The sequence below is a fragment of the Colwellia piezophila ATCC BAA-637 genome, from assembly GCF_000378625.1.
Taxonomy (GTDB): Bacteria; Pseudomonadota; Gammaproteobacteria; order Enterobacterales; family Alteromonadaceae; genus Colwellia; species Colwellia piezophila.
This window is the reverse complement of the sequence record NZ_KB905167.1, coordinates 278,350-300,895: the sequence shown is the minus strand read 5'-3', so window position 1 is coordinate 300,895 and position 22,546 is coordinate 278,350. Positions and strand designations below refer to the sequence as shown.

Annotated in this window: 16 protein-coding genes; 10 read left to right on the top strand and 6 right to left on the bottom strand. The window is 38.8% G+C overall.

Annotated elements, in window-relative coordinates:
- The first annotated feature begins 43 nt into the window (after nt 1–43).
- Nucleotides 44–889: an ammonia-dependent NAD(+) synthetase gene (gene nadE, locus F580_RS0115155; RefSeq protein WP_019028591.1), complete on the top strand. Its 846-nt coding sequence runs from the start codon at nt 44–46 to the stop codon at nt 887–889.
- Between the two features lie 92 nt (nt 890–981).
- Nucleotides 982–1,623, top strand: a complete 642-nt coding sequence (locus F580_RS0115150; protein ID WP_019028590.1) for a GspH/FimT family pseudopilin — start codon at nt 982–984, stop codon at nt 1,621–1,623.
- Nucleotides 1,624–1,788: 165 nt separating this feature from the next.
- On the opposite strand, the gene F580_RS0115145 is transcribed toward F580_RS0115150, so the two are convergent.
- Nucleotides 1,789–2,184, bottom strand: coding sequence for a type 1 periplasmic-binding domain-containing protein (locus F580_RS0115145; protein WP_019028589.1), 396 nt, complete (start codon nt 2,182–2,184; stop codon nt 1,789–1,791).
- A gap of 306 nt (nt 2,185–2,490) precedes the next feature.
- Here F580_RS0115145 and F580_RS24630 point away from each other — a divergent pair, with 306 nt between their 5' ends.
- The 5 genes from F580_RS24630 (at nt 2,491) to F580_RS0115120 (ending at nt 9,864) form a co-directional block, all read left to right on the top strand.
- On the top strand, nt 2,491–3,750 hold the full coding sequence (locus F580_RS24630; protein WP_019028588.1) for an efflux RND transporter periplasmic adaptor subunit: 1,260 nt from the start codon (nt 2,491–2,493) through the stop codon (nt 3,748–3,750).
- 10 nt (nt 3,751–3,760) lie between these two features.
- Nucleotides 3,761–4,555: an ABC transporter ATP-binding protein gene (locus tag F580_RS0115135; protein ID WP_019028587.1), complete on the top strand. Its 795-nt coding sequence runs from the start codon at nt 3,761–3,763 to the stop codon at nt 4,553–4,555.
- A 2-nt stretch (nt 4,556–4,557) separates the two neighbouring features.
- Nucleotides 4,558–6,996 (top strand): ABC transporter permease, encoded by a 2,439-nt coding sequence (locus F580_RS0115130; RefSeq protein WP_019028586.1) that lies wholly within the window; start codon nt 4,558–4,560, stop codon nt 6,994–6,996.
- 120 nt (nt 6,997–7,116) lie between these two features.
- On the top strand, nt 7,117–8,493 hold the full coding sequence (locus F580_RS0115125; protein ID WP_019028585.1) for a sigma-54-dependent transcriptional regulator: 1,377 nt from the start codon (nt 7,117–7,119) through the stop codon (nt 8,491–8,493).
- A complete protein-coding gene (locus F580_RS0115120; protein WP_019028584.1) occupies nt 8,494–9,864 on the top strand; it encodes a sensor histidine kinase in 1,371 nt (456 codons plus the stop codon). It begins immediately after the preceding gene.
- A 167-nt stretch (nt 9,865–10,031) separates the two neighbouring features.
- Here the strand turns inward: F580_RS0115120 and F580_RS0115115 are convergent, their stop codons facing one another.
- Nucleotides 10,032–10,268, bottom strand: coding sequence for an RNA recognition motif domain-containing protein (locus tag F580_RS0115115; protein ID WP_019028583.1), 237 nt, complete (start codon nt 10,266–10,268; stop codon nt 10,032–10,034).
- A 143-nt stretch (nt 10,269–10,411) separates the two neighbouring features.
- On the opposite strand from F580_RS0115115, the gene F580_RS0115110 reads away from it, so the two are divergent.
- Complete coding sequence (locus tag F580_RS0115110; protein ID WP_019028582.1) at nt 10,412–10,831, top strand: hypothetical protein; 420 nt, start codon at nt 10,412–10,414, stop codon at nt 10,829–10,831.
- A gap of 99 nt (nt 10,832–10,930) precedes the next feature.
- Here F580_RS0115110 and pepN read toward each other — a convergent pair whose 3' ends face one another.
- Entirely contained in the window at nt 10,931–13,645 is a 2,715-nt protein-coding gene (gene pepN / locus F580_RS0115105; protein WP_019028581.1) for an aminopeptidase N, read from the bottom strand.
- Between the two features lie 285 nt (nt 13,646–13,930).
- Here pepN and F580_RS0115100 point away from each other — a divergent pair, with 285 nt between their 5' ends.
- The gene (locus F580_RS0115100) at nt 13,931–15,340 is read left to right on the top strand and encodes a MipA/OmpV family protein (RefSeq protein WP_019028580.1); all 1,410 of its coding nucleotides are present in this window, start codon (nt 13,931–13,933) and stop codon (nt 15,338–15,340) included.
- Nucleotides 15,341–15,894: 554 nt separating this feature from the next.
- Here F580_RS0115100 and F580_RS0115095 read toward each other — a convergent pair.
- From F580_RS0115095 to F580_RS24625, 3 genes are all read right to left on the bottom strand, one after another.
- Nucleotides 15,895–16,842, bottom strand: coding sequence for a sensor domain-containing diguanylate cyclase (locus tag F580_RS0115095; protein WP_019028579.1), 948 nt, complete (start codon nt 16,840–16,842; stop codon nt 15,895–15,897).
- Nucleotides 16,843–17,237: 395 nt separating this feature from the next.
- Nucleotides 17,238–20,330, bottom strand: coding sequence for an efflux RND transporter permease subunit (locus F580_RS0115090; RefSeq protein ID WP_019028578.1), 3,093 nt, complete (start codon nt 20,328–20,330; stop codon nt 17,238–17,240).
- Nucleotides 20,330–21,532 carry an efflux RND transporter periplasmic adaptor subunit gene (locus tag F580_RS24625; protein ID WP_019028577.1) on the bottom strand — a complete coding sequence of 401 codons (1,203 nt, stop codon included), beginning with the start codon at nt 21,530–21,532 and terminating at the stop codon, nt 20,330–20,332. The genes F580_RS0115090 and F580_RS24625 overlap by 1 nt, the downstream gene beginning before the upstream one ends.
- Nucleotides 21,533–21,644: 112 nt before the next feature.
- Between F580_RS24625 and F580_RS0115080 the strand changes: the two genes are divergently transcribed.
- Complete coding sequence (locus F580_RS0115080) at nt 21,645–22,478, top strand: hypothetical protein (protein ID WP_019028576.1); 834 nt, start codon at nt 21,645–21,647, stop codon at nt 22,476–22,478.
- Nucleotides 22,479–22,546 lie beyond the last annotated feature (68 nt).

Below are 22,546 nucleotides of genomic sequence, written 5' to 3'. Positions count from 1 at the left end.
TGAAATCTCATTATTTTATACTCAAGCCTTGCTAGGAAGTCTTATGGATCAGCAAACCATCATTACGGAAATGAAAGTTTTACCTGAAATTGATGCTCAATTTGAAATAAACCGTCGCGTTGCCTTTATCAAAAAACAATTAACGCAATCTGGGCTCAGCAGTTTAGTATTGGGCATAAGCGGAGGTGTTGACTCTTCCACCTGTGGTCGCCTTGCACAACTTGCCATTAATGAACTCAATGATGAACAAGGTGATAATGAAGAAAGAATTCACTATCAATTTATTGCTGTGCGCCTTCCTTATGGTGTTCAAGCTGATGAAGACGATGCTCAACAAGCGATAAGTTTTATTCAACCAACGCACTGTTTAACCACGAATATCTTAGCAGGTGCTGACGGTATTCATCATGAAGTTTTACAAGCGATGAGTAAATCTCAGATATTAACCGCTAGTGATGCCCAAATTGATTTCGCCAAAGGTAATGTTAAAGCGAGAGCGAGGATGATTAGTCAATATCATATTGCCGGTATTATCGGCGGCTTAGTTATTGGCACAGATCATAGTGCAGAAAATATTACCGGCTTCTTCACTAAGTGGGGCGATGGTGCTTGCGACTTAGCGCCACTTTTTGGCTTATCAAAAAGACAAGTTAGAGCCCTCGCAGAAGCACTTGGTGCGCCAACGATTCTTGTGGAGAAAGCGCCAACGGCGGATTTAGAAGAGCTTGAACCGGGTAAAACTGATGAAGATGCCTTAGGTATTTCTTATGAGCAACTCGATAATTTTTTAGAAGGTAAGTACATAACGCCCAAAGTTAGCGAGCACATCATCAATATCTATAAAAAAACTCAACATAAAAGACAAGCGATACCAACAATTTACAGTTAATCGCTGATCTTAGCCCCCGCTGCCCATAGCTAAATCCATTTTTATTACCTATAACTGAGTTACTCAGGATGGTTAATAAAAATGGATTTTTTATGCTTGCTACCTCGCGTTATTGTCAAAGAAAAACACCTAAAACAATACCTAAAACAATACCTAAAACAACTTATCATAAGTTTAACTCATGCCCAGGCATGACCTTAATAGAGTTGATGGTCAGCATAGGTATTACCTCGATACTTACCACCATCGCGTTGCCGAGTATGAACGATTTTATTGTGCAGCTTAGAGTTGATAATGAAATTTCTCGACTCGGCCGATTGCTACTCACCGCCCGTAGTCACGCCATCAGTAACGATAGTAATGTGATTATTTGTCCGTTGGGAAATAGTAGTGCCTGTACTAGTAATTGGCATGAAGAGCTTAGTGTCTTTGTTGACAACAATGCCAATAAGCAATTTGATAGCGCTAATGGAGAAGTCTTAATAGCAACAAAAAGCCCGATTAAACAGGGCGATATACTTATCTACGCTAAAAATAGAACTAAAATAACCTATCAAGCCACTGGTCATTTATTTGGCTTAAGTAATGGCACATTCAGGTATTGTCCCAAAGGCTACCAAGATAAATCGCGAGCTATAGTGGTCTCGCGGTCTGGTCGATTTTACGCAACGACAGACAGTAATGGCGATGGCAAAGATGAGACTCGGAGTAAAAAGATAATTACCTGTGATTAAAGAAAATTAATTTAATTCGCTTGGGAAGAATTAAAAACCTTAGCGAGGTTCTCTATTGAGAAAGCTAATGGCTGAGTTGAAGATTGACAAAAACCATGGATAAAATGCGCGTCTTGATTATGAGTCGCTCAGCCGTCCTGAAACGAGAATATTGAAGTAGCTTGGCTATAATACCGACAAACCATTCAGTAAATTTTTTCCAGCGCTATAGTTGTTGGGAATAACGCTACCTATTAAATAGCTCCGCTCTTTCAATGACAATATCGCCAGATCTTGTTCATTTAAGTTATTTAATAACATAAAACTTGCTATATCGTATGTTGCCCGTTGCTTAATGAGCTTTAGCGCTATGCCTTTCTCATTCACTAAAACAACATACTTAGGTTTTTGTGCCGCTATTTCATCAGCCAGTGATTTCATTAGGATATGGTTACGATAAGCATATACGGTAACCCGCTCAATATTTAAATCTGTCGCTGCCGCTTCCATAAACAAAGTGACATTAGCCCAAAAACTTCCGGTAGCATTTTCTACAGGAAAGCCTGGATTTAAAAAAACCATTTTGAAACTCTTAGCGACACTATAATTGGGTAGCAAAAGCAGTACTAATAACACGAGTTTAAAAAAATTTTCTTCATAAACACCCTTAATTTTGACTTAGAGGTATTAAGGTAAGTCTAGTTCATCTAAATGACAGTCGCTAAGCCTACTATAATTCCCACTTTTAATTTTCGATTCCCTACACAGGGACATTACACCGGTTAACAAAATAAAATCCCTTTATAAATCAATGTATAAAATTTTGGCATGCTTCTCGCTCTTTAGTTTTCAATAGCAATTTTTTTTAATAATATTGAAGACTACATCATGGATATAACAACGACACTGCAAAAAAAACCACAAGGCTTTAACAAAATAAGCCTGCTAGTGATTACCGCTTTAGTAATAACCACATTATTACTTTGGGGAGCAGCCTCACTTAACAGCGAACCCCAAATAGAGTTGGACACTTTGCGTATCAGCGAGGTAAAACAAGGTGATTTTAAAGTTAATGTCGCCGGCTACGGTCGTTTAAAAGCTAAATATCAGCGTCTGTTGACTAGTCAAACTCAAGCCATTGTTGAAAGCATCGCGCTCTATCCTGGCGCGAAGGTAAATAAGGACAGCATCATCATGGTGTTATCTGATCCTCAACTTGAACAAGCGGTGATCAATGCCAAGTTAGAATTAGCACGACAAAATGCTGAATTTAATCAACAAATTATTGCCCATAAAAGCCAACTTTTAGAACATGACTCACAAATAGCACTGTTACAAAGTGAACTAGAAAATGCGCAATTAAGAGCCGAAGCCGAACAACAATTAATTGATAAAGGCATTGTTAGCGCACTTGATTTTAAGCGCAGTCAATTAGCTGTCCGTCAATTAAAGCAAAGAGTTGCCATTGAGAAGATCAGACAAGAACACTTAAAAGCGATGCAAATTGAGCGTACAAAAATAGGCCAAGACCTTATTACCCAATATAAACACAACTTTACTATGATTAAAAAACGTTTTGATCGATTAACCGTACGCGCAGGCCTCGATGGCATACTGCAAACACTACCCGTTGAGATAGGACAAAGCTTAACGCCAGGCACGCAACTGGCTATGGTTGGCTCAGATCAGCAATTAGTTGCGCAATTACGAGTACAACAAAATCAAGCAGATCAAATTGCTATCGGCATGCCAGCGACAATTACTACCTCAGGCAAATATATAACGGCAAAGGTGCTAAGAATTGACCCAGTAGTTACCGACGGTCGAGTCATGGTTGAGTTAGATTTAACCGGAAAATTACCTGCCAATGCTCGTCCTGATCTAACAGTCGAAGGCAAAATTCATGTCAAAGAAATAAACAATGCTCTCTATGTTGAACAACCTAACAATGTCTACGATTTTAAAGAAAAAAATATTTATCGCCTGCGCAGCGACGGACAAAGTGCACAACTAACCACAATAAAATTTGGTACACTTTCGGGTAATCAAATTGAGGTGATTAGTGGTGCTCAGCGCGGTGACCAACTCATTGTTTCAGATATGTCTCAATGGCCGACCACGCAAAAAAACCTACTTATAAATCAATAAAGGAATGATAATGAACAATGCAACAAGTCCACTAAAACCAGTAGAAAACACCACACAAAAGCCGATAATCTCATTGAAGAATATTTCGAAAACTTATCATGCTTCTAATATTGAAATTAAAGCACTGACCGATATCAACCTTGATATTATGAAGGGTGATTACTTGTCAATCAGTGGTCCGTCAGGCTGTGGCAAGTCAACGCTACTATCACTGTTAGGTTTATTAGACTCGCCCACTAACGGTGAATACCTGATTGAAAATGTTGATACCCATAACCTAACCATGGATCAACAAGCTGAATTACGAAACCTTCATATTGGTTTTGTTTTTCAATCATTTAACTTAATTGATGAATTGAGCATTTTCGACAATGTCGCTTTGCCGCTGACCTACAGAGAAGACACCTTAACTAAAATTGAAATTGAACAAAGGGTAATAGCAGCACTTTCTCAAGTTGAGATGGAACATAGAAAAAGCCACAAACCTAACCAACTTTCTGGTGGTCAACAACAACGTGTCGCAATCGCTAGAGCACTGGCCGGTCAGCCAAGTATTTTATTGGTAGATGAACCTACCGGTAACCTAGATTCTAAAAATGGCGATGCGGTGATGGATATATTAAATAACTTGAATAAACAAGGCACAACAATTTGCATGGTTACCCATGATGTTAGATATGCCGGCCATGCGACTAAGCAAATACACTTGCTAGATGGCAAAATAATTAAGTTGTCTCTCGCCCAAGAAGACATGATAAATAACCCAGACGTTATGACTGGCCTAGCAGAACAAGCAGTGGTGTAATTATGAGTGCTTTTATCAAAACTAAAACGCAATTTAACCTGGCATTTAACTCATTAAAAAATGCTCCCGGTTTTGTCGCCTCAGTCATGGTGACCATGTCACTGACACTAGCAACCTTATTTGTGGTTTTTTCACTGGTAAATACTTACTTTTTAAAACCACTCAATGTCCTTGATGAAAAAAAACTCTATGTAGTTGAACAAGAAGTTGATACGCCAGCAGGTACCCATAGTGGTTTTCAAAGTTATAAGTCTATTATCCATTGGTATAAAACCCAAAGCAGCTTTGATAAATTGACCCCAGTTAGCCCGAATAATATGATGTTAACTAGCCTACCCGGTGAACCGAGAGTTGTGGCAACCTTTATCATGCCGGACTATTTTGACATCTTCAAAGTGCCTATGTTGATAGGAAGAAGCTTTGCCGATGATCTGCCATTAGAGCAAGCATCAGATAATGTTGTTATTTCAGAAAGTTTTTGGCAAAAATACTTTGACCGTAGCCCTGATATTCTTGGTAAAACATTGAATGACGGTGAACGCGCCTTCACTATTATTGGTGTGGTAGCCAAATCATTTGAAGCACCTTATATGTTCTATAGTGGTCAAACCGACATCTGGCTACATTTTGGCTCTGATCGCCGCTTCTTTAATAATGGCGAATGGGACAACCCATGGGATAATACCTATAAATCATTAAAGTTGGTCGGTATTGCCAAACAAGGAACCAGCCAAGCAAATATATTGCAAGATCTTGATGATCGCATTGAAGATATTCGTGCTGAGTGGTTGGAAGGTTATGAGACCTCAACTGACTTCAGACCACTAGTAACAAAATATAGAACAGTTGAACTAGGTGATAAGGGACATTTAAGCTTGTTCTTATTGGCTGGCACCTTAGGTCTATTACTTATTGCGGTAGTTAATGTTTGTAATTTATTTTTCTCACGCGCTTTAGCGCAACATAAAACCTTGGCCTTACAAGCAGTTTTGGGGGCAAAACGACGTTTATTGTTTAGTGCGATCCTAACGCAAACCTTAATTCTGATGATGTCATCGGTAGCTGTAGCTTTGTTTATTTCAGCTTGGGGCATTAAGCTATTCAAACACCTTGCCGCAGGTAACTTACCCTTAGTGCAGTCGCTCACCATAGACATTAACTTGCTCGGTGTTGCGATTACACTGAGCTTACTACTGGCTTATTTATTTGCCTTAGTGACTTCACGCTTAGTTGATTACAAGGCGTTAAGAAATCAATTACAATCGAGTGGTAAAGGCAGTGTTAATCAGGTTTCTGCCCGTACAGTAAAAGTGCTTATTACTATACAAATGACCTTTGCTAGTTTGTTAATTCTCTTTGCTTGTTTGGCGGTAACCAAAACCCATCAAACACTCGATCGCCCAATGGGTAGCAAAGTTGACAACATGTATTCCTTTGGCGCTTTTATCCGCGGTGAAAATGATGAGCTATCGATTACCGAACGCTTTGATAAAGTTCAAAAAATAAAAAAAGTGTTCGAGCAATTACCGCAAGTTGAAAAAGTATCAAGCGGCCGTAGCCCGGTATCTATACGTATTACCAAATCTAACTTAACAGACATGGATGGTAAAGCGACCGACTTTATTCCACAAGGGTGGGTGGGCAGTGATTATTTCGAGCACACCGGATTAAAAATACTCAAAGGCCGAACCTTTAGCGATGAAGCGATACGTGGCGAAAAAAATGAAGTTATGGTTACCCAAAGCTTAGCCTACTTATTAGACCCAAACGGTGATGTACTGGGTAAAGTCTATGACGGCCATGAGCCAAAAAATGAAATTGTTGGTATTACCGAAGATTTCAATCACCCTAAATTCTTTGACCAAGATAAAGGTAAACATATTTGGTGGCCTAACCAACCGTTTGGCTACAACTTAATCGTTGAAACTAAACCGGGTTACTCAATCAATCAAGAGACCATACTGTTAACTTTACGTAAAGAAGATGCGCGCTTTAATATTTGGGAATTTCGCTCACTAAGTGATGAATATGACCGCATCATTTATATGGACATTATCACCTTATACTTAAGCTATATTCTTGGAGCTTTCACACTATTATTAGCCAGTGTCGGCATTTACGGGGTACTGAGTTATAACTTAGGTTTACGCCGCTTTGAATTTGGTATTCGCATGGCACTGGGTGCTAAGAAAGCTCGACTCTATAAATTGCTGATTAAAGATGCCATAGTACCTTTATTGCTCGGGGTTGTTTTGGCAAATATAATTATAGTAGTGATTTATAACCAATTTTATCAAAGCTTAAGTCCTTGGCTAAGTTTTGATATTCGCTTTGCCTTACCGGCTATATTGTTAAGCACAGGCATTGCTATCTATGCCAGTATTAGACCTATGCAAAAAATTATCAAAGCAAAACCAATGAAAGCCTTAAGAAACGAGTAGTAACAGCAACGACATTAGCTAGCAGCTAGTGTCGTTTCTCGCCTTTGAGTTACACTTATATCAATCCGTATAAGGAGTGGTATACCTTATGAACAAGCTAAATGGAAATCTCGTTATATTATGAATAGAGTTCTGATTGTTGATGATCAACTTGATGTACGCATGTCAGCATCAATTGCCTTAAGCAACCATGGTTTCTCTTGTGTTGAAGCCGATAGCCCGCTTCAGGCCATGAAAATAGTTACCTCCGAGCAGATTGACCTAATATTGCTCGATATGAATTACTCCAGTGACACCACCTCTGGGCAAGAAGGTTTAACCTTTTTGCAGCAATTACACAGCAAAAATATTAGCGTGCCAGTGGTCGTAATGACTGCTTGGGCGAGTATTGATATTGCCGTGCAAGCGATGCAACTTAATGCCGTTGATTTTATCGAAAAACCTTGGAAAAACACGCGCTTGGTTGCCATTGTTAAGCAACAAATTGATAGCGCAAAATTGCATAAAGAAAATGCCCGTTACACGGCATTAAGTCGCCCTTCGGCTACGTTAGAGTATTTAGCAAAGTCCCCTGTTATGCTTGAATTACTTGCCAAAGCAAAACGTGCCGCTCTTACCGATGCCAACATTTTACTGACGGGTGAAAATGGCACTGGTAAAAGTCTATTGGCCAATTATATTCATCAACATTCAAGTCGTGCTGATAACCGTTTTGTTAGTGTTAACATGGGCGCTATTCCTGAATCTCTTTTTGAAAGTGAATTGTTTGGTCATAAAAAAGGCGCCTTTACCGACGCGAAAGAAAATCGCTTAGGCCGCTTTGATATTGCCTCTGATGGCACACTCTTTTTAGACGAGATAGGCACCTTAGGCGGCAACTTACAAAGTAAAGTTTTACGGGTATTAGAAACCGGCGAATATGAAGTTGTTGGCTCAAGCCATACTGAAAAAACCAACGCCAGAATTATTTCGGCAACCAATGCTAACCTTGATAAAATGATCGCTAATGAGCAATTTCGTCGCGATTTATTCTTTAGAATAAATACCATCGAGTTGCATATCCCGCCGCTTAGAGAACGCCCTGAGGATATCACCTTGCTCGCTGGACACCTGTTAAATAAACATGCCACTAAATATAATCGTAGTGGCATGACCTTATCGAGCGCTGCTCATGCCGCTATATTGCAGCACCCTTGGCTTGGTAATGTCCGTGAATTAAGTCACTGCATAGAACGTGCAGTGATCATGTCTGAATTTGAGATACTCGATGTTAATGCTCTTAGTCTTAAGTTAAATACAAATATTCAGAGTGACAATGCTCGACAAAACTGGCCACTAATGACCTTAGAAGAAAGTGAAAAAAGAGCATTAATTACTGCGATAAAACACTTTCAAGGCAATGTTATTGCCGCAGGTGAATACTTAGGCATGAGCAAATCAGCCATTTACCGCCGCCTAGAGAAATTTGCCATCGATCCTCAAAATTTGGAGTCCTGATTGAAGAATAAAGTGAATAGTAAGGTGAGTGATAATTTGCACGCTGAATCATCTCTTGAGCAAAAGCTACTTTATTTATTTAGCTTTTTAGCACTGTTGCCACTTATTCCCTGCGCTTACATAATCAGTTCTCTACAACTTGAGTTGCTTAGCAGCAGTACTTTAATCATGGCGATGATAATCCCGAGTATTTGGGCTGCTCATCGTTGTTTTTATTATGTTACCGATGTCCTTGAACGTATTGGTTTACAGCTTGATACACTAGGTAATGAAGAATTCAATAGCTGGCATTTAGCTGAATTTAATAGTGGTAGAGTTAACAACCTCAAACGCGATTTTGAAAAACTCAGTACTAAATTGCAAACTAAACGTTTTGAATACATGCACAACGAATCGTTTTTATCTGAATTTATTAAAGAATTAAACTTACCCATTTTAGTGTTAGACCACCATCAACAAATCTATTCAGCTAATCAGGCGGTCGAAAGGTTACTGAAAAGCTCAACCGTTAACTGGCTTGGTAAAAAAGCCGAAACATTAGGTTTAGTTTTTGAAGATAACAAATGGCAACAAAGCAGTGACTCGCAATTAACACAACGCTTTGAAGTAACGCACCACGTATTGAAGCGCAGTGGCCGTAATTTTCAACTATTGGTATTATTTTCTATAGAGCAGCAACTCAGAGCCAATGAAAAACAAGTATGGCAACGTTTAATAAGAGTGCTAAATCACGAAGTCAGAAACTCATTAACGCCCATTTACTCTATGACCCAGTCATTACAAGAAATGAAGTTAACCGGGCCTTTAACACTTGAGCAAGAAATCCTTGAAAAAAACATCTTACAAGTCATTGAGAAGCGCTCACTACAGTTGTTAGAGTTTGTCGAAAACTACTCTGCCTTTAGCAAACTAGCGCCAGCAAAAATATCAGCTGTATACCCAAAAGATATAGCTCAACGCATGCAAGCCATATTCCCTACCCTATCAATAGAACTGAATGATAGTGTCTTGCCATTTTTCGCTGATGCGGGCCAATTAGAGCAAGCGCTAATTAACTTAATTAAAAATGCGTTTGAAGCGGGTCAAGCTAAGCCAGAAGTACAAATGCAATGGCAACAAACCTTACAAGCAAACAAGCAACAAAAGCACCAACAAACCATTATCAATATTATCGATTCAGGACAAGGCATTGCCAATAACGATAACCTCTTTGTGCCTTTCTACTCCACCAAACAACAAGGCTCTGGCATTGGCTTAATTTTAAGTCGTGAGCTTATTCGCAATCAAGATGGGGAGCTGACCTTAAAGAATCGTCAAGATGCGCAAGGCGCTGTTGCCAGTGTCAGTTTAAATAAGGTAACCTCCAGATAAATTGTTGTTCACGTATATGAGTAATGATTAACGCGACTAAAACGATTAACACCTCGTAAAAATAATACTAAGCAGACCGAGTTTTAAAGGCATAAAAAAGCCAGCAAATAAGCTGGCTTTCATTTCAAATAATATCACTTTGAATAGTTTGGTCTTGAAAAATAACCTTACTGCGCTACTTTTACTCGAATTTTATTCTTAGCAACTCTTGTTTCATGCAAAGTAGAAAGTGCAGCTTTCGCTTCAGTCTCATTTGGCATAACAACAAAACCAAAACCTTTTGATTTAGCTGTTGCTTGATCTAAAACTAAGCTACATTCTGTCACTGTGCCATGAGCAGAAAATAAAATACGAAGTTCTTGCTCAGTTGTTGAGCGAGAAAGGTTACGAACTAAAAGTTTCATAATGAACCGTTGGATTGTTATATATATCCTAATTGTCTCATAGTTTGGCAATAGACCAAACGATATTATCTTTATATGCTAAATCATTTACTTGATCGATAAAATTAACCACGATCACTTCACACACGGAGGTTTATTCATTGATGAATATTTATTTACTTATCGCCGGCTCATTGACGGCTACGGCTGCCCTTTTACATTTAGCCTGTATCTACTTTGGCGCTTCATGGTATCGATTCTTTGGTGCTGGCGAGCAAATGGCCTTAATGGCTGAACAAGGTAGCTGGCAACCGACCATTATTACTTTTGGTATTTTTTCTGTATTAGCACTCTGGGCTGCTTATGCATTTTCTGCTGCCGGACTTATTTTTCGCCTGCCCTTTATTCGTTTGGTACTCTCCCTTATTACCTTAGTCTATTTAGTGCGTGGGTTAGCGGGTTTTACGTTGATGAGTACCCCGATGGGGCGTAGCCCTGAGTTTTGGCTGTGGAGTTCTCTGATCTGTTTAACCTTGGGTATTGTTCATGCGATTGGCTTAAAAAAGCAATGGGCAATATTGTAAATACATGAATAGTCCTGATAAAAAAAGGGCATTATGAAATTCATAATGCCCTTTTATCGTTTAGATAAGTTTTATCTATCGACTACTTATTATTTTAACCTAGCTTTTATTCGCACTCGATTTTAATAACGTTAGCGCTTTAACACAGCGCCCTATATTTTCATGACTCGCTTTTACAGCTTTTAATACTTGTGGTTTCATTTCACTGTAATCTTGAATCAGTTGCGCTAATTCAGCTTCACTTGCTGGCGTACATTGAGAGGGCAACATGCTACCGACAAAAGACTCTAATAAACCCAAATCACTTCCTTCATTTAATTTCGGGATATGCGCTAAAATCTTAGCTTTATAAGGTGCTTCTAAAGCCTGTTGCTCTGAAGGAAATAAACCCCACATGATATAACGAAGTGTAGAAAGTTTTAGCTTGTCTGGGTTATTAATAACCACGTTAAACCATTTTGCTTTAACTTCGGCTTCAGGGCGTAAAACCTCTGCGTAAATAGCACTTTTAACACCAGAGTCAGTATTGTCTTTTGTTATTTCAGTCGTTAATAATGCTTGGTAATTACCATGCTGGTAGCGATTCATTTTAGCAATTAATGACCAACGTTTATCTTGATCGATAGTTACACCATCAAAGCTTAGTTCTCCATTTAAAATATTCTTTAAATTATCTAAATGCTTTGCTGTTTTGCTTACACGAACATAACGACCATACCAAAGCTTTTGAAAATCAGAGCCGGCTTCCGCTTTTTCTAATAAGCGTAAGTATAAATTTTCAACGTCCATATAAAGTGCTGAATAATCTTTTTGCTTTAAACGAGTTGCTACCGTTAAGTAGTTCAGGGCTGATGTTAATGTGCTCGCAATTTTACGTGTTACGTTATAATCAGTTTCACCTTCAAGATTTGCCATAGCAAAATTCACTAACTGGTCGGCAGCTAAATTTGCATCACGAACACTGTCAGACAAACTCTGCCATAACATTAATCGCATCGTTGCATTATCTATAGCATTGATATGTTTCTGAGCTGAGGCTAATGACTTATCATCAAGAGCAACCTTCACATAACCCCAATCAGCTTCATTCGGATAAACCAAATCAGGACAAACTTGACCAATGACCTCTTTAATATCAGTGGTAGCACCTTTATACATAATTGGTGTTGCTGACGATAAATTCATGGCATTGCCATCAGCATTAATATTATACAAACCAATTTGAACACGTTGTTCGCGTAACGTCGGGTAACCTTCAGGTGCTGTTTGGTTTATGGAAAACTCACTAATTTTACCGTCGCTACATTGGTAATTTACTTTAATGGTGTTCAAGCCAGCATTAAATAACCAGTCTTGCGTCCATTGGGTCATATCTTTGCCTGCAGCTTTGCCTAACTCACCAATAAAATCTTCAAGATCTGTGTTTTTGTATGAGAATTTTTTCAAATAATTACTCACACCAACACGGAAATTTTCTTCACCTAAGTAATAAGGTAACTGCTTTAACACTGAAGCGCCTTTACCATAAGTAATGCCGTCAAAGTTTGATAAGGCAACCCCTGTTGAAGCAACAGGTAACTCAATGGCATGAGTATTTACCGAGTCATCTGTTCGGTAAGCCCATTGTTTAGTGCCAGAATAGAATACATCCCAGTTATTTTTAAAGTCACTTGCTTCAGCAATAGCTAAGTTAGCCATATAAGTAGCAAAACTTTCATTTAACCATAAACCATTCCACCAACGCATGGTGACTAAATCACCAAACCACATATGTGCCATTTCATGAGCAATAACGTTCGCTAAGCTCATTCGAGCACTGGTCGACTTTTCACCACGTGCAATATAACCTTCACTGAACGTAACCGCAGCAACGTTTTCCATTGCACCTGCGTTGAAATCAGGTGCTACAATTTGATCGTATTTTCCAAAAGGATATGGCACGTCAAAGTATTTATTGAAGAATGCAAAACTTTGTTTAGTTGGAATAAACCACTCATCTGTTTTTACGTATTCAGCCAAGCTTTGCCGAGCAAATAAACGTAACTTCATACCTTCAAAATCATCTTCCCAAACAGCGTAGTTACCTGCATGAAGAGAAAAGACATAAGAAGAGAATTTTGCAGACGCGGGGAATGACCAAACTTTAGTATCACCATTATCACTAATACTGGTTTCGCGTGTTGCACTAATGATTTGCCAATGAGCTGGTGCAGTCACTTCAATTTTGTAACTGGCTTTTAAGTCCGGTTGATCAAAATGAGGAAATAAGCGATTTGCATCATAAGGTTCAAAATCAGTGTATAAATAAACTTCACCGTTTTTAGGATCTACAAAGCGATGAAAACCAGAGCCGTCGGTCGAATAAGCACGTTCGTAATCAATAGTAATCGTCTGCTTGCCTGCGGTTAACTCTGCGGCTGGAATGGTAATAAACCACTTTTCATAGCTAAACTTAACTTCTTTACCATTAACAGTTAATGATTTTATTGTGCCTTCATCAAAATCTATCGTTAAATCATTTTGGTTATTTTCGGTTAATTCAAAGTTTAGTGTTGTTGAACCCGAAAAATTTTCACTTTTGTTATCTATTGTTACGTGTAAGTCGTAGCTCACATCGCTTATTTGTTTAGCTCGCATTTCTGCGTAAGTAGCATTGAGAGATTCGCTTTTCATACGAACAATACTGCTACTGGCTGATGATGAGCTATCAACTTGGGTTGTAGTGGTTGCTTGCTCACAACCTGATAATGCAAGACCTGAAGTAACTAGTGCTAGGGTTAATGCCTTAGTCAGTTTAGATTTATTAATAAACATTTATGTTGACCTTTATAATGATAACGACTTTCTTCTTAGGAAATGAAATTGTTAATACTTGTAACCCGACATTTATAACATATAACTTTTACCAATAAATCATAACCATCCTAAAAATCAGTAAATTAGTCGATTTTTTGAATATGATTAAAAACTATTCCTGCATAGATTTAGAGAAAAACGATCAAAACTATAAGGCTAAAAATAACCATATCGCCACAATTGACAAATGTTACACTAAGGAAAATTAACACTACTTTGCCTACAAAGTTACCAAGGATCACAATGCGTTACTGTGCAACGATATCTCTTGTCTTCACCTTATTATTGTCAGCAAGCCCCTTAGCTGAAACCATTACGGCTATGAATGCAGAAAAAAGCATTCAGAAAAGTGCGCAAACAAAACCCCAAATAAGTACTCACACCAAGAGTGAAAATGCCTCAGAACCTTCAACAAGCAACAAAGTATTTCAAGAGCAAACCTGGGGTTTAGGGGTGTTATTTCGGAATGCTGAAATCCCCTTCGATACCCAAGCGGATAATGTCACTAGCTTTGTTCCTATGATGTTTTACCAAGGAGAAACTTTTTTTATTCGTGGTATTGAAGGCGGGGCTCATCTGTATCAAAACAGCGATTGGCAGTTTAATGCCATGGCACGTATGCGCTTTTTTGATATTCCTGCTGAGTATCAAAATCAGGTACAAGGTGACACCATCGACCTAGGTTTTCAGGCGAGGAAGTCCTTTGGAGATGATAGTTTTTTTGATGTTGAACTCTTTAGCGATCTTGAAGGTAATCCTTATGCTAACGTAAGCCAAAGTTGGTACTTTCAGCACGATAGTTGGGAGTTTATGCCCAAAGTGAGTGCTCGCTATAAAAGTGCTAGTTTTAATAGCCATTATTACGCGTTAGGTGAAATTACCGATGAAAAAATTGGTGCGGGTATTGAAGTGAGTGCTGGTGTAGAAACACGCTATCATGTTGCCAGTAACTTTTATTTACTCGCTTCTGTCAACGCGACCATGCTTGATAAAAATGCTTACCAAAGTGAGGCGGTAAATCAACGTTGGCAAAGTGAAGCTTATTTAGGCTTTGCCTTCTTTAATGATATCAGTACCCCAAACAAAGCTGACCTTAATAATCATGGTTATTTACGCTTAGCCCATGGGTGGGCGACGCCATCAAATATGGGCGATATTCTCAGGGGCGACTCCCTAAAAGATGAATATAATAATCAACTCAGCTCCATTTTTTATGGCTTGCCATTAACTGATGAGTTATTTTCATTACCACTGGATATTTATTTAACACCGGGGTTTATTTGGCACTGGAATTCAGCAGTACAAGACTCTGAGCAAGAAATTGTGTTGGCCATTAAAGCGTATTACACCATTCCTTGGCCGGTGCGCTGGCGTATCGGTGTGGCTGAAGGTTTGTCTTATGTTTCTAATGTAACTTATATTGAAGAGACTGAGATGATAGAAAAAGGTTATCGCCCCAGTGAATTAATGAATTTTATTGATATCAGCTTTGATATTAACCTAGGGGATATTTTTAATGTTCGTGCACTCAATGAAACTTGGCTCGGCTATAGCATGCACCACCGTTCATCAATTTTTGAAAAAGCGTCTCAGTTTGGCCGTATTAAAGGGGGTAGTAACTATAATACCGTCTATGTTCAATTTGATTTCTAAACAAAAATTACTTTTAGCACTTTAAGTGAATGGCCATAGGTAAATTTGGCCAACAATATGAAACTAATAACCCTATTGAATTAATTTAAAAAATGAATGACTTGGATTTTGATACTGACAGGTAGAAAAACACTTTGTCATTCGATTAACGACGAACTCTTTTAAGCGCTAACTTACAATTTTTTAGATTAATCAACGAATAGTAAAATAGGGGTTATATACCCGTTCCACCTGAAGATGCAGGATTCAGCTGGAATTATAAACGCCTTTAGGCAAGGCATTGATTGAAGAGAATGGTTGTTCCCTTGTCGAAATCAATAACGTAGCATAAAGCGTTTATAAACCAGCCCTTGGGGGAAAACTGAGCAAAACATACTCGTCGTTACATTTGTTTTTAAGGGAACAACCATTAACAAAAAATGTGCCTCGATTATAATTCACTCAGGTTTCCTGAAACGAGCATCTTCAAGTGGTACGGGTATACATACCCCCCTATACTTCATATATTCCTTGCTTATACTTAGATTAAAATGGCTGCTGATGAAATTGATAATTCACAGCAATTTCTTTTGAAATGATTTTACCTGATACATTCTTTTATCAGCTAAATTAATTAACTTATTCAACTGAGTGCCATCTTCAGGAAAAATAGCATAGCCGGCAGAAAAAGTTATATTTAAGTTGTTTTTATGAGGCTTTATTAGAGTGTATTCTGCATTGATTTGAGCAATTAATTTATCAATACAACTTTCATCATCAACATCTGAGAGTAATAAAACAAACTCATCGCCACCAACTCTTGCTATAAAATCAGAACGCCGCAATATGTTTTTCAAACATTGAGAAAAAGTGATTAAAGCTTGGTCACCTACATCATGTCCAAACTGATCGTTAATGGGCTTAAAGTTATCTATATCAATGAAGATAACCGCGACACTTTGATTATTTCGCCGTGCAAGTGCCAATAACGTTTCAGCATTAACTTCAAGTCCACGTTTATTCTTTAACCCCGTGAGAGGGTCAAGCAATGACTTTTCACGATAACTAATACGATCTAAGGTGATTGACACAACATTTGACAAGGCGGAAAAGTAAGCTATTTCATCAATCGACATTACTCGAACACCTTGAGAACCAAATGTCCCTGCCCCTATTAAACCAATACTTTCTCCATGCAAAGATAATTGGCAGTTTATAAGTGTTCTATAGTCCAGTGCACTAACTATTTCTTTATCAGTTCTAGGATCAATTCGAGCATCTTCAACATAGACAGGGGCATCACTATTAAAGATTTGTTCCATCATTTTATCGTTAGTAATATTGATAGTCGGATATTTAGCTTCAACTTCTTTCTGCTTTTTTCCAACGACAGAAATGAGTTGAGAAGTCTTTTTGCAGTTGTCTTCCAAGGCATACAACCAAGTCAGATTAAAGCCAAATAACAGCTCCATTTCAGTTTGTAGTGATACAATCATTGAATCTATTGTATCGGCTTTATACATATCTCTGGTCAAGCTACCAAGGGAGTTGATAAGTGTTGAGGTGGTATTGATGTAATTCGTCCTTGTTTACATGCATTTATCTTAATTTAACTTACTTCAATTAGAAAAGGAATAACAAAAATTATTTTAATACCAAGCTAAGTGTCCAGAAATTTAATGTCGGATTGATAGTAACCCTACTACTGCCAATTATGGATGGCACTATTGTCAACGTTGAATTTCTACTTCTCTTTGATTTGAGTAAAGCTAATAACAGGTGGGTGAATTCAGTCTAATGCCTGCAATAGACACAAAATAGTCTTTAACATTGCCGATTGAATGTACTTATATGACAAAAAAAAACCTAGCGACTCTCGTCTGCTAGGGTTTTTACAATACGGGTTAGCAGTTTATGACTAGTTGTTTAGCTTTTCAGCCTGTTCGATTTCATTGGCAATCGCCTGGGGTGAACCGGTATTACGACATAACCAGTAATAGGCACCTGGGACAATAAACAAGGTAAAAACACTGGCTAAGGATACGCCGGCAAAAATAACTACACCAATAACCATACGACTTTCTGCGCCAGGACCAACCGCTAGCACTAATGGAATAGCACTGAATACCGTGGTAAATGTTGTCATCACAATCGGGCGTAAACGCTGCTTTGAAGCGTTAATTAAGGCATCTTCAAAGGCAACACCTTTATCACGTAATTGGTTAGCAAATTCGACAATTAAAATACCATTTTTTGCTGCTAAACCAATGAGCATAACAATACCAATTTGGCTGTAGATATTTAAACTCATGCCCATGAGTTCAAGCCCAGCGAGCGCACCTACTAGCGCCAGTGGTACGGTCAGTAATATAACAAAGGGATGAATAAAGCTTTCAAACTGAGCAGCTAAGACTAAATAAGTAATTAACAGGGCAAGTAAGAAAACAAACAAAATTGAGTTGCCTGATTCTTTCAATAATAACGACTCACCTTTGTAATCAACTTGCACATGCTCAGGCAGTTTATTTTTAGTGATATCGACTAAGAAATCGAGTGCATCACCTAAAGCGTAACCATCAGCTAAGCTCGCGGTAATGGTGATACTACGTAAACGGTTATAGCGATTAAGCCTCGATGAAGTGGCATTTTCAGCGATATTTAATAGGTTAGCCAACGGGATTAATTTATTGGTCGTGCGTGAGCGAACATACAGGTTGTCGATATCGGTCGGACTTTGATATTGTTTTTTATCACCTTCGACAATAACGTCGTATTCTTCACCCCGGTCAACAAAGGTGGTAACGCGGCGCTGCCCTAACATCGCTTCTAACGTTTCGGCAATATCACCTACTGGAACACCCAAATCATAAGCACGTTCCCTATCAATTTGAACTAATAATTGCGGGTAGGTTTCTTTATAGTCGCTATTAATATTCGACAGCTTAGGGTTTTTTTGCGCTTCTTTAATTAAAATGTCACGCCACTCGGCGAGTTCTGCAAAGGTATTACCTTGTAGGACAAAGGAAATAGGGGTATCACCCGCCCCACCGCCACCGATACCACGACGCATAATGGCAAAAGAGCGCACATCAGTAACACTTTGCACATCAGCATTTATTTTTTTAATAAAACTGAAGGTATCAATACTGCGTTTATCCCAGTCAGGTAAACCAACAATAGCAATACCACCGGTACCACCAAAACCAGGAACCCGGACAATAACGCGGTCTAACTCGCCCGCTTCTTGGTAGCCTAAAAGTTTTTCTTCTATTTTATGCATGTTTTTAACATTATTTTCATAACTCGCGCCTTCCGCACTTTTCATAATTAAGAAGAAGTTACCGCGATCTTCTTTAGGGGTGTATTCAGAAGGTAATTTATTAAATAATAAAAACACCGCAGCTAACGATAATGCCAGTACTAAGACAATAAGCATGGGTTGATGGATACTGTTTTTCAGTGCTCTACCATAGGCGGCTTCAAAGCGAGCAAAAGTGCGATCAAGCTTTTGACCAAACGATGAACTACGCTCTCTGTGCTTCAACATTTTTGAGCACATCATCGGCGTTAATGACAAAGCCGTTAGGCTTGAGAAGATTACAGCCGCGGCGATAGCGATAGCGAACTCGGTAAATAGTCGGCCCATGTTGCCCGATAAAAACACCAGGGGCACAAACACGGAAACTAAAACTAAGGTGGTGGCAATAACCGCAAAGGCTACTTCTCTGCCGCCTTCATAAGCGGCCATTAAGGGTGCTTGACCATTTTCGATACGACGATAAATATTTTCTAGAACAACAATGGCATCATCGACAACTAAACCGATGGCGAGTACTAAAGCCAGTAGCGTTAATAAGTTAATAGAGAAACCAAACCATGACAAAACCATCATTGAGCCAATCAAAGCGACCGGCACTGTTACAGCAGGAATTAAGGTGGCGCGTACATTACCTAGGAATAAAAAGATAACCAAAACTACCATTATCATAGCAATAATTAGAGTGTTATATACCTCATCAATAGAGCCTTGAATAAAGACAGAGCTGTCATAACTGTTGGTGATCGTAGTGCCTACCGGTAAAGTACTGCGGATATTAATCATTTCTTTTCTAGCGGATTTGACTACGTCAAGGGTATTGCCTTTAGATTGTTTGATAACACCAAGACCGACCATGTTTTTACCGTTGCCACGGAACATGTTTTCATCATCTTGTGCACCGACAAACACTTCAGCAACATCGCCTAAGCGCACCACTGAGCTACTTTCAGAGTGAGTAATAACCATGTTGGCAAAATCTTGTGCTGATAAATAACTACGCTCTACCCGAATAGAGAAATCTCTATCAATCGACTCAATTCGCCCGGCAGGTAACTCAACATTCTCATCGCGTAAGGTCTTTTCAATATCTTGCACGGTAACATTACGGGCTGCCATAGAAATGCGGTTCAGGCGTATTTTCATTGCATAAGTACGACCACCGCCCACTTGGACACGAGCAACACCATCAACCACAGCAAAACGGTCAACAATATAACGATTTGCGTAATCAGTAAGCTCTAGCGTGCTCATGGTTTCACTTTGTAAAACAAACCAAACAATAACGTTTTCATCGTCATTCGCTTTAGATACTTCAGGAGGATCAGCCTGCTCTGGTAAGTTATTTAATGCCCGTGATATTCGGTCACGGACATCATTGGTCGCGGCATCAATATCGCGATCTAAATTAAATTCGATGGTAATACTTGAGCGACCAACACGACTACTAGAGTTAATTGTTTTAACCCCCTCTATACCACTAATTCGGTCTTCAAGTAATTGAGTTATTTTGGTTTCAACAATGGCCGCAGAAGCGCCAGGGTATGAAGTACTGATATTGACGATAGGCGGATCAATATCAGGATATTCTCTTAATGGCAGCATCAAAAAAGCGACAATACCAAAGGTAATAATAAGTAAGTTAATTACCGTAGCAAAAACGGGTCTTTTTACCGATAAATCAGATAATATCACTAGGTTTTGCTCCCATGGTCAGCAGTAACTGATTTGTCTTCAATTTTATCAGCTTCTATTTCTTGACCAATAATACTTAGCGCAGAGCCATCGCGAAGCTTAAGTGCGCCCTCTACGACGACTTGTTCACCTTCGACTAAGCCAGAGATAACCTCTACTACACCAGGATGACGGCGACCAATTTTTATTGCTTTACGAACAGCTTTACCATCCTTTTCAAGGAAAACGAAATGGCTATTCTCAATAGGAATGATACTGCTTTCAGGTAATTGCAGTATATTTTCTACTTGTAATAACACGCTGATATTAAGCAACATACCCGGATATAATTGCAATGATTTGTTGTTTATAGTTGCGCGCACTTTGATACTACGAGTACTTGAGTCAATACGACTATCAATAGCGGTAATTTCGCCAATAAATTCTTTGTTTCGATAAGCGGTATTGGCAGCACTCACTTTTTGACCTACGTGAATATGGGTCAATAGACGCTCTGGTAAGTAAAAGTCTACTTTGATCATACTCAGATCATCTAAGCTAGTAATGATATCACCCGAGTCAACATAAGCCCCTTTACTTACTTCACGAAAACCTAATACACCAGAAAATGGCGCACGAATGGTCAAGTCGTTTAATTTGGCACGGGCACTGGTTAACTGCGCTTCAATAGCGTTCGTTTTCGCTTCTTGTTGCTCGACCAATGATTTTGATGTAGCACGACTGGCTAATAATTCAGTTAAACGCTTTAAATGCGCCTTTGACTCTGACAGATTCGCTTTTAGTTCATTAACCTTTGCAAGTTCTTCTTGGTTATTCAGTTTAACTAATACCGCCCCTTTTTTCACTTTTTGACCATCTTCAAAGTAAATATGTTCAATCAGATCAGAATACTTACTGGTGATCACTACTTGCTCATTAGCCCTTGCAGTACCAACTGCTTCGACACTTTCAATAAATTCAGCAAGTACTACTGGCACCATTTTCACCGTCACTACACGCTGGTATTTACTTTTTTCTTGCTCCGCTTCTGGCCATTGTAAATAAGTAATTAAGGCCACCAAAATGGCAACTAGAATAAATAAGGGTAAACGGCTTGTGAAAGCTGACGTGTTTGAAGTCGTGGTAGGCTCAGACTTATTTGGCATAAAGAGGTTCTCTAATAACATAGGAGTGGTGTGGTGAAAAAGTACGTTTTTTTGCATAATTATATACAAGCACTATAACCTATAGACCATTTAATAACATTTACCTGGCCAGCAACTTAGCTTAAAATATTAGCCACTTAACGCAAATCAACGAAAAAGAGAAAAATCCTTGAATAAATTAGCCATACTAGCCTTTGCCCTATTATTATTTTTAAGTACCATGTTGTGGTATCTCGCTAACGGCTCGTTAAATGATTACCTCAAAAGTCAGGTCCTATTACAAAGTCAATATTATAGTGGCCAACAATCACAACTACTCAGCACAGATTTTTCAAGTAATACCGGCCTCACTAGCTTTACTGGTTTTTCTTTAACAAATATTGATGGCTTAACTCAACCTCAGTTGATGACCGCTGATAAAATTATAGTGCAGTTGGCAAAAGTGCCAACCACCGAGTTCGACTCGCCTAGCATAGAAAAAAGAACCACTAGCTTAGTGCATGTTAGCGAAATTCGTTTTAGTAATTTACGCGTTTGGTCAGAAACAATGAAAAGTGGTCAAAGCAATTTAGACGTTTTGATTAAAGAAGTTAACACTAAACTCGCTACTGATTATCCCGCCTTATACCCGCATATGAGCGCTGAGTTATATGCGAAAAAACACCCTGAACGTAGCGAAACTTTGGCCTTAGAAGCCTTAGATAGCAGACCAGAGCCCCAAAAAATTGAAATCAATCAAGCGATAATAGCGTCCAAAAAGGCTAAGCAGAAAAAACGTTTATTAGGTAAAGCACAAACCCGCATAAAAATCAGCGCTGTGTTTATTGATGAATTGACCCTAACCGTTATTAACAATAATAACGTCATCACTAAACGTTTCCATAATGTTGAATTAGGCAGTATTGGTAATAAAGATGGTTTAGTCAGTAATCAATTAGGCGGAGAGTTGCTAAGGTTACTCTTGCAAAAGCTAAATACGCTTGCACAAGCTAGCGGAAGTTAACGCGAATGCTGCCCTCAAAAAACTAACTTTCACCTTGAGCATAAATAGCAGAGCTAGGGTACTGGTTT

Excerpts from the sequence above, each read along its gene's own strand:
- nadE (WP_019028591.1), top strand. The coding sequence starts at position 44 with ATGGATCAGCAAACCATCATTACGGAAATGAAAGTTTTACCTGAAATT.
- F580_RS0115150 (WP_019028590.1), top strand. The coding sequence starts at position 982 with ATGCTTGCTACCTCGCGTTATTGTCAAAGAAAAACACCTAAAACAATA.
- F580_RS0115145 (WP_019028589.1), bottom strand. The coding sequence starts at position 2,184 with ATGGTTTTTTTAAATCCAGGCTTTCCTGTAGAAAATGCTACCGGAAGT.
- F580_RS24630 (WP_019028588.1), top strand. The coding sequence starts at position 2,491 with ATGGATATAACAACGACACTGCAAAAAAAACCACAAGGCTTTAACAAA.
- F580_RS0115135 (WP_019028587.1), top strand. The coding sequence starts at position 3,761 with ATGAACAATGCAACAAGTCCACTAAAACCAGTAGAAAACACCACACAA.
- F580_RS0115130 (WP_019028586.1), top strand. The coding sequence starts at position 4,558 with ATGAGTGCTTTTATCAAAACTAAAACGCAATTTAACCTGGCATTTAAC.
- F580_RS0115125 (WP_019028585.1), top strand. The coding sequence starts at position 7,117 with ATGAATAGAGTTCTGATTGTTGATGATCAACTTGATGTACGCATGTCA.
- F580_RS0115115 (WP_019028583.1), bottom strand. The coding sequence starts at position 10,268 with ATGAAACTTTTAGTTCGTAACCTTTCTCGCTCAACAACTGAGCAAGAA.
- F580_RS0115110 (WP_019028582.1), top strand. The coding sequence starts at position 10,412 with ATGAATATTTATTTACTTATCGCCGGCTCATTGACGGCTACGGCTGCC.
- pepN (WP_019028581.1), bottom strand. The coding sequence starts at position 13,645 with ATGTTTATTAATAAATCTAAACTGACTAAGGCATTAACCCTAGCACTA.
- F580_RS0115100 (WP_019028580.1), top strand. The coding sequence starts at position 13,931 with ATGCGTTACTGTGCAACGATATCTCTTGTCTTCACCTTATTATTGTCA.
- F580_RS0115095 (WP_019028579.1), bottom strand. The coding sequence starts at position 16,842 with ATGTATAAAGCCGATACAATAGATTCAATGATTGTATCACTACAAACT.
- F580_RS24625 (WP_019028577.1), bottom strand. The coding sequence starts at position 21,532 with ATGCAAAAAAACGTACTTTTTCACCACACCACTCCTATGTTATTAGAG.